Below are 13,583 nucleotides of genomic sequence, written 5' to 3'. Positions count from 1 at the left end.
GGTATTCAGTGGGCTTCTTCGGCCTCGACGGGATTGCTGCCATACAATGACTTCACCAGCGGTCCGATAGTCAGTCCCTGCACCAGAATCGAGACCAGTACCACGATGTAGGTGAGGGTCAGCAGCAGGTCGCGCTCCGGGCCCAGGGGCAGCGCCAGGGCCAGTGCCACCGAAACCCCGCCACGCAGGCCACCCCAGGACAGGATGCGGACGGTTCCCGGAGCCACCTGGAGTTGCACGGACTTCAGTTGGCGGATCAGGATGATCCCGGGGCCGACGGTTAGCACCCGGGCTAACAGGACGGCTCCGCCAAGCAGGATCGCTGCGACCACATGTAGCCAGGTGAAAGGAAGCACCAGCAGTTCGAGGCCGATCAGGGCGAACAGCAGGGCGTTGAGAATTTCATCGATCAGGACCCAGAAGCCATCGACATAGCGGCGCGACTCCTCGGACATGGCATGATGGCGGCCATGGTTGCCGATGATCAGACCGGCGACCACCATCACGATCGGTGCCGAAACATGCAGTTTCGCCGCTAGCGATGCACCGCCGAAGACCAGGGCCAGTGTCAGCATGACCGATGGCTGGAATTCGTTGACCTTGGACAGCAACAGATAGACGACATAGCCCAGCAGCAGGCCGAAGACGATCCCGCCGATGGCCTCCTTGAGGAACAACAGGCTCACTTCGCCTATCGTCGGGGTGTGGCCGATCATGAGGACGCCCAGCAGGATGCTGAACATCACCACGGCGGTTCCGTCGTTGAACAGCGATTCGCCAACGATGGTGGTCTGCAGCGGTTTGGGAGCGCCGCTGCTTTTGAGAATGCCCATTACCGCGATGGGATCGGTCGGCGAGATGAGTGCGCCGAACAGCAGGCAGTAAATGAAACTGACCTGCCAGCCGAATAGGGCAAAGGTGTAATGGGCCAGGCCGGCAACCACGAATGTGGCGATCAGTACGCCGCCCGTGGCGAGAAAGGTGATCGGCCACTTGTAGCTGCGCAAATCGTCCAGATTGACGTGCAGGGCACCGGCGAACAGCAGCGCGGGCAGGAACCAGGTCATCAGAATGTCGGAGAAATCGATCCGGCGGATCATTTCCTGGATTTCCAGCTCGAGTACCGGATAACCCAGCGCCGACAGGCCATAAGCGAGCAGCGAGAGGAGAAGGGCCCCGATCATGACTCCGATTGCCGGAGGGAGACGGATCAGGCGGTAGTTGAGATAAGTGAAAAGCGTCGTCAGCGCGATGAACGCCGCCGCAAGGTCCAGCATTGAGCATCTCCTCTTAGATAGTTCGCTACAGATTATCTTATGTATTCATGATTTTCTCATATAAGGCCGTCGGGTAATCAGATAAAGGAATGGCCCGGAACGGGCAGGCAGGATCGCCGGAGGTTGGAAGCGGGTGACTGCGATCACGCCGAGAACGTAGTCGGAAAGTGGAAATAGCCAGGCGGATACCGGGATTGAATCCGGGGGGCCGGACGCTGGGGGAAGACAGGGACTATCGTCCAGTCGCGTATCGGGCGCGTGCTCGGGGAGGGTTTTTGGCCTCCGCTCATCTTGTTGCGGCGTGATCGGCCGGGGCTCGTTCGCATTGTCTTCCGGATCGGGACCGGTCTTGCCTTGCAGAACATGGGCTATCAGTTCCATGAGCAGATCCATCACCATGGCGGACAGGATCAGGTAGACCAGAATGGAAATCACGAGCATCAGGGGGCCATTCATCCGTGTGCCTCCAGGCCTGGTTTGATGGGGGAGTGGGCGAGCAAGGGCGGCGGTCAACGTCGTTGTGCTGCGCAGGTTCAGGCGCATAGGACAGGGCCGTCCGAGCCGGCACCCTACGGTACCCGAGGTACGGAATTTTTGACTTGAGCCAATATTCGACCGATGTGCGCAAGCGATGTGATTGAAGGCAATGCGCGGTAGAGGCCGGGCGAGAGTGGTGCGTGGGTGGGCGAGGCCATCATCGGTACCGAGCACTTCGCAGGCAGATACCGGATGGGATACGAAGCCGACATCATTATTTCCTACCGAAAACCGGTCGCTGTCGGCGTGCCGTTCGGCAGTTCCGGTCAGGAGGGGCCGGGTGGTAGCGACCGTGCCTGCATCGTGCGCACCGACGACGGCGAACCGGAGAAGCACCGCTTGCCGGGTCACGTCTTCGCTATCGGCGATCAGCCCGAGATCCAAGGCAATCGTCCGCGCTCGCTGGATTTGATGTCGTCCGGCTCGCTCCCGACGGGCAGGCCATGGCTGATCCCGCTCTTGCTGCGTGCTTGCCACACAACCTTGGTTAGGGCAGGATTTTTCGTGCTGTGAGTGCCTATCTGCCTGTTTCGACAGGCCAACATCACTATCACGGAGAGAATATGAATAATAAAGGTGCCGATGTTGCTGTTTACGTGCAGAAGTACAAAGGATTCGATATGGCTGTCGAGCCATACCGCGGGCTGGGACGGAAGTGGACCATCCGAGCCAGCGTGCGCCGGGACAAGGAAATGTTCACCTCCCGAAAAACCGATATCGATTGTTCCTGGGATTGCATCGAGGCGGCCTGCGAAGCCGGGTTCCGGCATTGCCGCGCGCTCATCGACAGGCTGGCCCGGCATTGACGGCAGGTATTTCCTGCCGCCGTCTCCCGCCATCGCGGCTTTGGCCCGGGGCATAGCTGCATAGCGATGACCAGCAGGGCCGGGGCGCTGGCGCCTTCCTGCCGTCCGGGGTCTGGTTCGATATCGCCAAAGCGGGCGATGACCGGGCCCCGTCACCACGAATGTGCACCTGCGAAGTTCCTGCCTTCAGTCCACGAGTGTCATGCGGAGATGGCTTGCTCCGGGCATTGCACCGGAATATGCGAAGTTCTCGATCCAGCATCCGCCCGCATTCCATTATTCCTGCTCGGAGCGGCCGGCATTACTCCCTTCGAACTGATCATTGGAACTTGGAAGGTTTGTCGCCGTCTAGGCGAGGAGTGGTTTTCGTCGATGGCGAATATGGATGAGGACGAATTCCAGAATCCACAAGACATGTATCGTTCATCGAGCGATATTATCTGGCGCCAATGAGATAAATATCGGTCACGATGGGTCGCACATCGCCGGTTCGAGTGGCTGCCTTGGTTGCCGATGCCGAACCTTTTCCTACCTGTTTCGATGGGATGGAACCGGAGTGGCATCCAGCCTGCCATTTCGAGGTCTTGAACCTTTTGGCGCAAACCAGGCAATGTGTTACGCGGCCAAGATTGTTTGCAGATGTTTCCGCCGGGGGTGGTGTCGCTCATTCTCTGGTCATAGAGTCCAGCAGGAGCATGCCGTTGGCTGGTTGCGCTTGCGATACGAAATTCGTTGACGAAAGCCAGGGTCGCCTTGGGTTTGGCTGGTTGCGTACGAATTCTCGGGAAGTACTGCTTCGAAGCCGGAGAATGTGTTGGCTCACCGGCTGGCATGGGTTGAGAATTGTGGATTGAGGCATAAGTCGTAGGTAACATCCTTGACGTGCATCAATTCATTAATCATTAATAGCGTCACCTGTCGGCAAGAATCATGGGGTTGCAGTGATATCGAGCTACCGTTCGATGGTCGAATCCCCATTGTTCTTCTTAATCGAGATGCACCCGTGTCGAACGCCTTTACCCGGAAAAGCCAATACCTGATTAAAACACTCACCTATGTTGGCTGGTCGCTGTTCTGGCTGTTGCTCTGGGATATCTTCATCACCGTGGATTACATGCTCCTGCTGAGTCCGCGCATGGATCTCCCCTCGATGCCACTGACACTACTCGGCTCGGCACTGGTGGTGTTGACCAGTTTTCGCAACTCCAGTGCCTACAACCGCTGGTGGGAGGCGCGAACCCTGTGGGGCACCATGACCAACAACTCGCGCAGCTTCGCGCGCCAGGTGCTCACCCTGATCGACGACGCCTATGGTATGAACCCGGTCAAGGCTGTGCTGCTGCGTCGCCACGTGGCCTACGTGAAGGCCCTCTCGGCGCACCTGAAGGGTGAGCCGAGCGGCGAGGATGTCCAGGCGCTGATCCCGGCCGAGGAATTCGACCGGCGCCACCACACCAACAACTTCCCCAACGACATCCTGAACGGTTCTGCGGCCCTGCTGGCCAAGGAGTACAAGGCCGGGCGGCTGGACAGCATGCGCCTGTCCCGCCTGGAGTCGACCATGGTGGTGCTGTCCGACTGTCAGGGCGGCATGGAGCGGATCGCCAATACGCCGCTGCCGTATCCCTACGTGTACTTCCCGCGGCTGTTCATCTCCCTGTTCTGCCTGATAATGCCGATCGGCCTGGTGGAAACCCTCGGCTGGTATACGCCGTTGGTCTCGACGGTGGCGGGCTTCATGCTGTTGGCCATCGAAAGGGTCGGCAGCGACCTGCAGAGTCCCTTCCGCAACAGCGAACACCGCATCCAGACCGAGGCCCTGTGCCAGAACATCGAGCGCAACCTGGAGTCGATGCTGCGCGATGCCACTGCGGAGCGCTCGCCCGAACTGGTTCCGGTGGGCGGCGAGCTGAAGCGCCTCTGACGGGCGGTTGCCGCGGCATGAAAAAACGGGCGGGATCTACCCCGCCCGTCGTGTTTCCAGGGGAATTTCCCGCCCGGACCATGCCATCCGGGCCGGGCGGGGGCTTCAGGCGCTCGCCTTGGGCTTGATGAACAGCCGCTCCCCGCGCTCCAGACCGACCAGAGTGTCGTGATCCTTGACCACTTCCGCCTCGATCAGCTCGTTCTGGCCATCGACCTTGAGGGTCACCCGGGTGATGGCGCCGAGCGGGCGGATGTCGCGCACTTCGGCGCCATGGTATTCGGCCACCGCCTCGCGGGACAGCAAAACCTCGTGAGGGCGGAACAGGATGTGCCCGCCCTCCAGGTGCAAGCGGTTGGAGTCGCCGAGGAAGTGGTAGACGAAATCGCTCGCCGGATGCTCGTAGACCTCGCCCGGTGCGCCGATCTGCTCGATCACCCCCTTGTTCATCACCACGATGCGGTCGGCCACCTCCATGGCTTCCTCCTGGTCGTGGGTGACGAACACCGAGGTCAGGTTGATCTCCTCGTGCAGGCGCGCCAGCCAGCGGCGCAGCTCCTTGCGCACCTTGGCATCCAGCGCCCCGAAGGGTTCGTCGAGCAGCAGGATCTTCGGCTCCACCGCCAGCGCCCGGGCCAGGGCGATGCGCTGGCGCTGGCCGCCGGACAACTGTTCGGGATAGCGGTCGGCCAGCCAGTCGAGTTGCACCATGGCCAGCAGCTCATGGACCTTGTCGGCGATGATCTGCTCGCTCGGCCGCTCGCGCCTGGGCTTCATGCGCAGGCCGAAGGCGACGTTGTCGAACACCGTCATGTGGCGGAACAGCGCATAGTGCTGGAACACGAAGCCGACGTTGCGATCGCGTACGTCATGGCCGGAAACGTCCTCGCCGTGGAAGGCGATGTTGCCGCTGTCCGGGGTTTCCAGGCCGGCGATGATCCGCAGCAGGGTGGTCTTGCCGCAGCCGGAGGGACCGAGCAGGGCGACCAGTTCGCCGCTGTGGATGTCCAGGTTGATGTCGTTGAGGGCCTGGAAGGCGCCGAAGTGTTTGCTGACGTTGCGGATTTCGATGGACATGGCTTACTCCTCGGCAGCATCGGACTTGAGGCGGGACAGACGGGCTTCGCTCCACTGCTTGAGCAGCAGGATGATCAGCGCCAGGACCAGCAGCAGGCTGGCGACGCTGAAGGCGGCGACGTGGTTGTACTCGTTGTAGAGAATCTCGACGTGCAGCGGCAGGGTGTTGGTGAAACCGCGGATGTGGCCGGAAACCACCGACACCGCACCGAATTCGCCGAGCGCGCGGGCGGTGCAGAGCACCACGCCGTAGATCAGGCCCCATTTGATGTTCGGCAGGGTGACGTGCCAGAACATCTGCCAGCCGTTGGCGCCGAGCAGGCGCGCGGCTTCCTCTTCCTGGGTGCCCTGTTCCTGCATCAGCGGGATCAGTTCGCGGGCGACGAAGGGCAGGGTGACGAAGATGGTCGCCAGGACGATGCCGGGCAGGGCGAAGATGATCTGGATGTCGTGCTCGCTCAGCCAGTCGCCGAACAGCCCCTGGGCGCCGAACAGCAGCACGTAGATCAGGCCGGCGATCACCGGCGAAACCGAGAACGGCAGATCGATCAGGGTCACCAGCAGGCTCTTGCCGGGAAACTCGTACTTGCTCACGCACCAGGCGGCGGCCAGGCCGAACACCAGGTTGAGCGGTACCGAGATGCCCACGGCGAGCAGGGTCAGCTCGAGGGCGGAGATGGCGTCCGGCTCCAGCAGGGCGTCGAAGAAGGTCCCGAAGCCGAGCTTGAGCGCCTCGCTCAGCACGACGTAGAGCGGCAGCAGCAGGAACACGGCGAACACCAGCCAGGCGGCGGCGATCAGCAGGCGGCGGCCGAGGACGTTGCCGCGGCGGGCGGCATTGGCGGAAGCGGCCGCGTTCAGGGTTATGGATGACATGGCGGCCTCCTCAGCGGATTGCGATGCGGCGCTGCAGCAGGTTGAGCGGCAACAGCAGGACGAAGGCCACCACCAGCATCAGCACGCCGATGCTGGTGGCGCCGGTGTAATCGTACTGGTCGAGCTTGACCATGATCAGCAGCGGCAGGATCTCGGTCTTGCCCGGCATGTTGCCGGCGATGAAGATCACCGAGCCGTACTCGCCGATGCCGCGCGCGAAGGCCAGCCCGAAACCGGTCAGCCAGGCCGGCAGCAGCGCCGGCAGCAGCACGTGCCGGAAGGCCTGCCAGGGGCTGGCGCCGAGGCAGGCGGCCGCCTCCTCGACTTCGCGCGGAATGTCCGCCAGCACCGGTTGCAGGGTGCGCACCACGAAGGGCAGGGTGATGAAGGTCAGCGCCAGGGCGATGCCCAGCGGGGTATAGGCGATCTTCAGGCCGAACTCGCCGGCGAGCTGGCCGACCGACCCGGCCGGCGCGTAGAGCGCGGTCAGGGCGATGCCGGCCACCGCGGTGGGCAGGGCGAACGGCAGGTCGATCATGGCATCGATGATCTTGCGGCCGGGGAACGGATAGCGCACCAGCACCCAGGCCAGCAGGGTGCCGATCACGCCGTTGAGCAGCGCGGCAACGAGGGCGGTGCCGAAGCTGAGCTTGAGCGCGGCCAGCACCCGTGGCGCGGAGATGACCTCCCAGAACTGCGCCCAGGTGAGCTGGGACGCGTGGACGAACATGGCACCCAGGGGAATCAGCACCAACAGACTGAGATACACCAAGGTGTAGCCCAGCGTCAGCCCGAAGCCGGGTATGACGGGGGATATGCGGAGGGACATGGACATCTCTCGAATGACTGACAAAGCATCGAGCCACAAGCCGGATACCTCCGGCTTGTGGCTGGGCCTGCCTGGTTATGGGTTCAGTGCGCCTTGTAGATCTGATCGAACACCCCGCCATCGTTGAAGAACTTCGGCTGGGCGGTTTTCCAGCCACCGAAATCCTTGTCGATGGTCACCAGCTTGAGGTTGGGGAACTGCTTGGCGAATTCGGTGGCGACCTTCTCGTTGCGCGGACGGTAGAAATTCTTCGCGGCGATGCGCTGGCCTTCCTCGCTGTACAGATAGTTCAGGTAGGCGGTGGCCAGTTCGCGGGTACCCTTGCGGTCGACGTTCTTGTCCACCACCGCCACCGGCGGTTCGGCGAGGATCGACAGCGAAGGCACGACGATCTCGAGGTTTTCCCCACCCTGTTCCTTCAGGGCCAGGAAGGCCTCGTTTTCCCAGGCCAGCAGGACGTCGCCGATTTTATTGTTGACGAAGGTGATGGTCGAGCCGCGCGCTCCGGTATCCAGCACCGGAACCTGCTTGAAGAGCTGTTCGACGTAGGCGCGGGCCTTGTCCTCGCTACCGTACTGCTGCTGTGCCCAGGCCCAGGCGGCGAGGAAGTTCCAGCGTGCGCCGCCGGAGGTCTTCGGATTCGGGGTGATCACTTCCACGCCCGGCTTGACCAGGTCGCCCCAGTCCTTGATGCCTTTCGGATTGCCCTTGCGCACCAGGAATACGATGGTCGAGGTGTAGGGTGTGCTGGCCTGCGGCAGGCGGCTCTGCCAGTCCTCGGGAATCAGCTTGCCGAGCTTGTGCAATTCATCTATATCGCCGGCCAGGGCCAGGGTCACCACGTCGGCCTTGAGTCCGTCGATCACCGCGCGCGCCTGCTTGCCCGAGCCGCCATGGGACTGCTGGATGGTCACGGGCTCATGGCCCTCGGCCTGCCAGTGCTTGTTGAAGGCGGCGTTGTATTCCCGGTACAACTCGCGGGTCGGGTCGTAGGACACGTTGAGCAGCAGGGTCTGCGCCTGGGCGGCAGCGCTCAGGCTCAGGCCGGCCAGGGCGGCGAGGGCGAAACGACGGATGGACATGGATACAGCTCCTGAAGGTATCGGGAATGTGTTTTCGTGGGGGGACGATCGGCGTTGGCATGCGCTGGTGCAGGTGGCTCGGGTCCTGTCTGCACAGAGGGGTTCGGTGCCCGGCTTGTTCTTCTTCATTCAGGTACCCTCCGGTTGTCCAGTCGGGTCGTTCACGCTGGGGAATCAGGGGGTCTTGTTGGTGTTCTGGGCCTGCAGGCGGAATTTTTCCTTGCGTTCGATCTGTACGACCTGGCCGTTGTGCACGGTGATCTCCACCGCGCCGAAACGCAGGCCCTTCAGGGCGCTGTGGATTTCGCGCAGGATGTTGGTTTCGTCCTGCCCTTCGAGGCTTCTGAGGGGGGCGCTCATGGCTGTGCTCTCCTTGGATGAGTAGGTTGCCGGGCTGATTGTTCGATAACGTGGGGCGGATATTAGGGGGCAAGCAATTATTCTTAAAAATACTATTTGGTGATTTTTATATATCGAATCATTATTTGTGGCTTGATCACTGATTGGAATTTTTTGAATAAATAAATAATTTTTTATTCTTTTTTAGAATTTAAGGCCTGGCCTAGACTGGTCTCCATTGCCACACGAGGAGGCCCGCAATGCCTAACCAGAGACTTCGCTACCTGATCCTGCCGGGTTGGCACGGTTCGCCCGAGGAGCATTGGCAGAGCCATTGGCAGCGCACGCTGCCGAACGCCGTGCGGGTCGAGCAGGCCGACTGGGACAATCCCGATCCGTTCAGTTGGATCGCCGCGCTCGAGCATGCGGTCGCCGCCGAACACACGCCGGCGATTCTCATCGCCCACAGCCTCGGTTGCGTCGCCGTGGCGCGCTGGGCCGCCCAGGCTCCGGCAGCCTCGCTGCGACGGGTGCGCGGGGCGTTGCTGGTGGCGCCGGCGGACGTCGAGCGCCCCGGTTGTCGCGAGCCCCTGCGATGTTTCGCCCCCATCGTCCGCGAACGCCTGCCGTTTCCCAGTCAACTGGTCGGCTCGGACAACGATCCGACCGCGACACCGGCCCGTGCCTTGGAACTGGCACGCGACTGGGGTTCGCAGCCGACCATCCTGCCGGGGGCCGGTCATATAAATGTCGATTCCGGGCACCAGCGCTGGGAACAGGGATTCGCCCACCTCTACCGCCTGCAGCAGCAGATCGAACGACTGGAGCGGCGCTGCGTATGAGGCGCCCCGGCGCCAGAGAGAGCCGGCGAATGCCGGGGCGCAGCCGTTTCCCACCCGACAATCGCCGATAGCCCCGGGCCTGACCGGCCCGACGGCCAGGTCAGGAGAATTCCATGACTCTTCATCTTCCAGCCGGCCAGCCGCTGCTGACTTTCCCCGATGCCGACAAGAGCCCGCTGAGCATTCGCGCCAAGGCGCTGGTATTCGTCGATCCCCGTTCGCGCAAGTTGCGCGACGAAGTGGAGCGCCTCGCGCCGACCGGCCTGCCAGTGTTGATCCGCGGCGAAAGCGGCACCGGCAAGGAGTTGCTGGCCCGGCAGATCCATCGCGAAAGCGGACGCGGCGGCCTGTTCGTCGCGGTCAACTGCGGCGCGCTCAGCCCGACCTGGGCCGAGGCCGAGCTGTTCGGCCACGCCGCCGGGGCTTATGCCGGTTCGGCCTGCAGCCGTGCCGGGTGGTTCGGCTCGGCCAACGGCGGCACTCTCTACCTGGACGAGATCGGCGACCTGCCGCTGGGCCTGCAGGGCAAGCTGCTTGCCGCCCTGGAGACCCGCGAGGTGCTGCGTGTCGGCACGCAGCAGCCGACGCCGGTGGACGTGCGCCTGGTGGCGGCCAGCAGCGTGGATCTGGCCCAGGCGGTGGCCGCCGGCAAGTTCAACGAGCGGCTCCACCGCTATCTCGATGAAGGGCGTCTGGAACTGCCGGCGCTGCGCGAGCGGCCGGGGGATATCCTGCCGCTCGCCGAATACTTTCTCGGGGTTTACGCCCAGCGCCTGGGGCTGCCCCTTCCACAGCTCGGCACGGCGGCCCAGTTCGCCCTGGAGCGCTATTCCTGGCCGGGCAACACCCGCGAACTGGAGAGCGTCATCCACTTCGCCCTGCTGGTCTGCAGCGACGACGAGATCCTCCCGGACCACCTCAATCTGCCGGGCGCCGGGGCGCCGTTGCACACGCCGCTGACCATCATCGAGGAACAACTGGCTCGGCTCGACGCCCATGAGCGAGCGCATCTGCGGGCCCTGCTGGCCCGGCCGGATATCTGACGGCTGCTTTGCGGCGGGAATCCCCGGCGTGCCGAAGGCGGCCGGGGATGGGGAGAGGAACTCAGCGGGCGGCCGTCTGCGGTTGCCAGATGGACACGTCGCGGGCGTCGACCTGCTTCGGCAGCAGCCCTTCGGCGAAAAAGGCGTCGGCGATCTTCTGCTGCTCGGCCAGGCTCTCCAGCTGTACCGGACGTACCCGGTAGCTGCGTCGGGCGTTGGCCTGTTCGACGATCGCCGGGTCCAGGTTGCCCCATAGCGGCGCGAGAATCCGTGCGGCTTCCCGGGGATTGGCGCGCAGCCAGTCGCCGGCCTTGACCAGCTCGGCGAACACCGCCTCCAGCACCTGCGGGTGCTCCTTGGCGAAGCGCTGGCTGGTCAGGTAGTAGCGCTGGTAGGCGGCCAGCTTCTCGCCGTCGGCCAGGGTGCGGGTCGGCAACTGGCGCTGGGCGCCGCTGAGGAAGGGTTCCCAGGTCACCCAGGCGTCCACCTTGGCATTCTCGAAAGCGGCGCGGCCGTCGGCCGGGGTCAGGTAGGCCGGCTCGATGTCGGAGAACTTCAGACCGGCCTCGGCCAGTGCGGCGAGCAGCAGGTAGTGGCTGCCGGCGGCCTTGGTCACCGCCACCCTTTTGCCCTTGAGATCGGCCAGACCGCGCAGCGGCGAGTCGGCGCGCACCAGGATCGCCTGGGCGGCCGGCGATGGCGCCTCCTGGGCGAAATAGGCGAGATGGGCGCCGGCGGCCTGGGCGAACACCGGCACGGTATCGGCGACATCGGCGGTCAGGTCCAGGTTGCCGACGTTGAGCGCCTCCAGCAGCGGCTGGCCACTGGTGAACTCGTGCCAACTGAGGCGGATACCCTGGGCGGACAAGGTCTTTTCCAGGGTGCCGCGGGCCTTCAGCAGGACGATCAGGGTGGAGGATTTCTGGTAGCCGATGCGCAGCTCGGTTTCCGCCTGGGCGGGCAGGGCGGCGCACAGCCCCAGGGCGAGGCCGAGACCGAGCAGAGCGCGGCGGCTGAGAGAGACGAACGGGGGCATGAAAGACCTCGTGGATAGGGTCCCGGCCACTGCGAGGGACCGGAACGACAGAGCTTGGTGAGAAATGCGGGAAGTCCGGTGGTCCGGTCGTTGCAAACTAGATTATCTAAAAATAGGCATGCCAATAATTTCATGGCATATGGATATGTCCAGCCGTGCCAGGGAAGAAAGGATGGTGTGGATAAGAGGTTTGATATTTCAGATATAAGAAAGTAAAAAATAATTCTTTTTAGGGATAAAGGATTTCTTTTAGATTGCACCCCCAGCCGACAGCGGATCACCGCACCGAGCCCGATCATGGGGCTCTTTTCCCACCAGCAACCTCCTCGCAGCGTTCGCCGGCCCGAGAGCCCCAGCCATGCATTCCGAGAATTTCGAACAGGCATTTGGAGCATCGAGCATGAACAAGTCTTACCTGGCCCTGGCGGTCGTCCTCGGCGGGGCTGCGCAGCAAGCGGGCGCTGCCGGGTTCTTCGAGGACAGCAAGGCCACCCTGGGGCTGCGTAACCTCTATTTCAACCAGGACAACCGCGACGGCGCCGCCGATCCGTCCAAGCAGGAGGAATGGGGCCAGGGCTTCATCCTCGACTACAAGTCCGGCTACACCCAGGGGCCGGTCGGTTTCGGCGTCGATGCCCTCGGCCTGTTGGGCATCCGCCTCGACTCCGGCAAGGGCACCCACTACAACCCGACCAGCGCCAACAACAGCGGCCAGTTGTTCCCCACCGAAAGCAACGGCCGCGCCGTGCACGAATACGGCAGCGTGGGGCTGACCGCCAAGGTGCGTTTCTCCAAGACCGAGGCGCGCCTGGGCACCTTCCTGCCCAAGCTGCCGGTGGTGACCCACAACGACGGCCGCCTGCTGCCGCAGACCTTCGAGGGCGCGCAGTTGAGCAGCAACGAGATCGACAACCTGACGCTGATCGGCGGCAAGTTCGAGCGCGCCAAGGGCCGCAGCTCGACCGACAGCGGCCCGCTGTCGATCGCCGGCGCCAACAACGCGCAGACCGGCAAGTTCAGCAACCAGTTCTACTTCGCCGGCGGCGACTACAAGGTCGGCAAGAACCTCCTGCTGCAGTACTACTACGGCAACCTGGAGGACTTCTACGTGCAGCACTTCCTCGGCCTGCAGCACGACTGGAAACTGCCGGTGGGTCTCCTGAAGACCGACCTGCGCTACTTCAACAGCGACTCCGACGGCAAGAACGCCAGCGTCTCCGGGCGTGCCGAAGGGTATCGCAGCAGCGGCTACTGGTCGGCCGGCGATTCGGAGCGGGGCGAAGTCGACAACCGCGCCTGGAGCGCCAAGTTCACCTACCTGCTGGACGCCCACGAGCTGAGCTTCGGCGTGCAGCGGCTGTCCGGCAACAGCGACTTCCCGGTGCTCAACCAGGGCGACGGCTACACCGCCTATCTGATCACCGACAGCCAGATCAACAAGTTCCTGCGCGCCGGCGAGCGTACCTGGCGGGCCAGCTATGCCTACGATTTCGCCAAGCTCGGCGTGCCGGGCCTGAAGGCCTCGGCGGTCTACCTGTACGGCGACAACATCGACACCGACGGCAGCGACGCCAGCGAGTGGGAACGCAACCTGCGCCTGGACTACGTCCTGCAGGGCGGCCTGTTCAAGGGCGTCGGTTTCTCCTACCGGCACGCCACGCTGCGCAGCGACGTGGCCTCGCAGCGCAGCATCGACGAGAACCGCCTGTACATCACCTACAGCCTGCCGCTGCTCTGAACGCGGCGCGCATGCTGCGGGCGTAAACCCGAATACCAAAAGGCTGGGTCATATCGACCTCTTGGCCGGCCCCCGAGGCCGGTTTTTTTTGCGCCCACCGTACCCCGCCTGCCGCCTCCGACCGCTTCGTAGAGCGGGGCGACCCGCCGATATGGGCGCGGATCTTTGCAGGCTGGC

Annotated in this window: 14 protein-coding genes; 6 read left to right on the top strand and 8 right to left on the bottom strand. The window is 63.3% G+C overall.

Going from position 1 to position 13,583, the window contains the following annotated elements; translation table 11 throughout:
* Positions 1 to 5: 5 nt before the first annotated feature.
* The gene (locus AVCA_RS14500) at positions 6 to 1,277 is read right to left on the bottom strand and encodes a cation:proton antiporter (protein ID WP_012701727.1); all 1,272 of its coding nucleotides are present in this window, start codon (positions 1,275 to 1,277) and stop codon (positions 6 to 8) included.
* 45 nt (positions 1,278 to 1,322) lie between these two features.
* Entirely contained in the window at positions 1,323 to 1,733 is a 411-nt protein-coding gene (locus AVCA_RS14495; protein ID WP_012701726.1) for a hypothetical protein, read from the bottom strand.
* Between the two features lie 225 nt (positions 1,734 to 1,958).
* On the opposite strand from AVCA_RS14495, the gene AVCA_RS14490 reads away from it, so the two are divergent.
* The 3 genes from AVCA_RS14490 (at position 1,959) to AVCA_RS14480 (ending at position 4,544) form a co-directional block, all read left to right on the top strand.
* Complete coding sequence (locus AVCA_RS14490; protein WP_012701725.1) at positions 1,959 to 2,327, top strand: hypothetical protein; 369 nt, start codon at positions 1,959 to 1,961, stop codon at positions 2,325 to 2,327.
* A 50-nt stretch (positions 2,328 to 2,377) separates the two neighbouring features.
* Positions 2,378 to 2,620, top strand: coding sequence for a DUF6566 family protein (locus tag AVCA_RS14485; RefSeq protein WP_012701724.1), 243 nt, complete (start codon positions 2,378 to 2,380; stop codon positions 2,618 to 2,620).
* Between the two features lie 1,003 nt (positions 2,621 to 3,623).
* On the top strand, positions 3,624 to 4,544 hold the full coding sequence (locus AVCA_RS14480; protein WP_012701723.1) for a bestrophin family protein: 921 nt from the start codon (positions 3,624 to 3,626) through the stop codon (positions 4,542 to 4,544).
* 105 nt (positions 4,545 to 4,649) lie between these two features.
* Here the strand turns inward: AVCA_RS14480 and AVCA_RS14475 are convergent, their stop codons facing one another.
* The 5 genes from AVCA_RS14475 to oscA all read right to left on the bottom strand — a co-directional run bounded on the left by AVCA_RS14475 (position 4,650) and on the right by oscA (position 8,768).
* The gene (locus AVCA_RS14475) at positions 4,650 to 5,621 is read right to left on the bottom strand and encodes a sulfate/molybdate ABC transporter ATP-binding protein (RefSeq protein WP_012701722.1); all 972 of its coding nucleotides are present in this window, start codon (positions 5,619 to 5,621) and stop codon (positions 4,650 to 4,652) included.
* 3 nt (positions 5,622 to 5,624) lie between these two features.
* Entirely contained in the window at positions 5,625 to 6,497 is an 873-nt protein-coding gene (gene cysW / locus AVCA_RS14470; RefSeq protein WP_012701721.1) for a sulfate ABC transporter permease subunit CysW, read from the bottom strand.
* Between the two features lie 10 nt (positions 6,498 to 6,507).
* A complete protein-coding gene (cysT, locus tag AVCA_RS14465) occupies positions 6,508 to 7,326 on the bottom strand; it encodes a sulfate ABC transporter permease subunit CysT (protein ID WP_012701720.1) in 819 nt (272 codons plus the stop codon).
* Between the two features lie 83 nt (positions 7,327 to 7,409).
* Complete coding sequence (locus AVCA_RS14460) at positions 7,410 to 8,408, bottom strand: sulfate ABC transporter substrate-binding protein (protein ID WP_012701719.1); 999 nt, start codon at positions 8,406 to 8,408, stop codon at positions 7,410 to 7,412.
* Between the two features lie 174 nt (positions 8,409 to 8,582).
* Positions 8,583 to 8,768, bottom strand: a complete 186-nt coding sequence (oscA, locus tag AVCA_RS14455; RefSeq protein WP_012701718.1) for a sulfur starvation response protein OscA — start codon at positions 8,766 to 8,768, stop codon at positions 8,583 to 8,585.
* A 239-nt stretch (positions 8,769 to 9,007) separates the two neighbouring features.
* On the opposite strand from oscA, the gene AVCA_RS14450 reads away from it, so the two are divergent.
* Both AVCA_RS14450 and AVCA_RS14445 read left to right on the top strand, forming a co-directional pair.
* Positions 9,008 to 9,589, top strand: coding sequence for an RBBP9/YdeN family alpha/beta hydrolase (locus tag AVCA_RS14450; RefSeq protein ID WP_012701717.1), 582 nt, complete (start codon positions 9,008 to 9,010; stop codon positions 9,587 to 9,589).
* Positions 9,590 to 9,702: 113 nt separating this feature from the next.
* Entirely contained in the window at positions 9,703 to 10,632 is a 930-nt protein-coding gene (locus tag AVCA_RS14445) for a sigma 54-interacting transcriptional regulator (RefSeq protein ID WP_012701716.1), read from the top strand.
* 61 nt (positions 10,633 to 10,693) lie between these two features.
* Here the strand turns inward: AVCA_RS14445 and AVCA_RS14440 are convergent, their stop codons facing one another.
* On the bottom strand, positions 10,694 to 11,668 hold the full coding sequence (locus AVCA_RS14440) for an aliphatic sulfonate ABC transporter substrate-binding protein (protein WP_012701715.1): 975 nt from the start codon (positions 11,666 to 11,668) through the stop codon (positions 10,694 to 10,696).
* Positions 11,669 to 12,068: 400 nt separating this feature from the next.
* Between AVCA_RS14440 and AVCA_RS14435 the strand changes: the two genes are divergently transcribed.
* Complete coding sequence (locus AVCA_RS14435; RefSeq protein WP_012701714.1) at positions 12,069 to 13,406, top strand: OprD family porin; 1,338 nt, start codon at positions 12,069 to 12,071, stop codon at positions 13,404 to 13,406.
* The last annotated feature ends 177 nt before the right edge of the window (positions 13,407 to 13,583 follow it).

The sequence above is a fragment of the Azotobacter vinelandii CA genome (assembly GCF_000380335.1).
In the GTDB taxonomy this organism is placed as follows: domain Bacteria; phylum Pseudomonadota; class Gammaproteobacteria; order Pseudomonadales; family Pseudomonadaceae; genus Azotobacter; species Azotobacter vinelandii.
Note: the sequence above shows the minus strand (reverse complement) of the source record. Positions and strands in the feature narration are given on the sequence as shown.

Excerpts from the sequence above, each read along its gene's own strand:
- AVCA_RS14500 (WP_012701727.1), bottom strand. The coding sequence starts at position 1,277 with ATGCTGGACCTTGCGGCGGCGTTCATCGCGCTGACGACGCTTTTCACT.
- AVCA_RS14495 (WP_012701726.1), bottom strand. The coding sequence starts at position 1,733 with ATGAATGGCCCCCTGATGCTCGTGATTTCCATTCTGGTCTACCTGATC.
- AVCA_RS14485 (WP_012701724.1), top strand. The coding sequence starts at position 2,378 with ATGAATAATAAAGGTGCCGATGTTGCTGTTTACGTGCAGAAGTACAAA.
- AVCA_RS14475 (WP_012701722.1), bottom strand. The coding sequence starts at position 5,621 with ATGTCCATCGAAATCCGCAACGTCAGCAAACACTTCGGCGCCTTCCAG.
- cysW (WP_012701721.1), bottom strand. The coding sequence starts at position 6,497 with ATGTCATCCATAACCCTGAACGCGGCCGCTTCCGCCAATGCCGCCCGC.
- cysT (WP_012701720.1), bottom strand. The coding sequence starts at position 7,326 with ATGTCCCTCCGCATATCCCCCGTCATACCCGGCTTCGGGCTGACGCTG.
- AVCA_RS14460 (WP_012701719.1), bottom strand. The coding sequence starts at position 8,408 with ATGTCCATCCGTCGTTTCGCCCTCGCCGCCCTGGCCGGCCTGAGCCTG.
- oscA (WP_012701718.1), bottom strand. The coding sequence starts at position 8,768 with ATGAGCGCCCCCCTCAGAAGCCTCGAAGGGCAGGACGAAACCAACATC.
- AVCA_RS14450 (WP_012701717.1), top strand. The coding sequence starts at position 9,008 with ATGCCTAACCAGAGACTTCGCTACCTGATCCTGCCGGGTTGGCACGGT.
- AVCA_RS14445 (WP_012701716.1), top strand. The coding sequence starts at position 9,703 with ATGACTCTTCATCTTCCAGCCGGCCAGCCGCTGCTGACTTTCCCCGAT.
- AVCA_RS14440 (WP_012701715.1), bottom strand. The coding sequence starts at position 11,668 with ATGCCCCCGTTCGTCTCTCTCAGCCGCCGCGCTCTGCTCGGTCTCGGC.
- AVCA_RS14435 (WP_012701714.1), top strand. The coding sequence starts at position 12,069 with ATGAACAAGTCTTACCTGGCCCTGGCGGTCGTCCTCGGCGGGGCTGCG.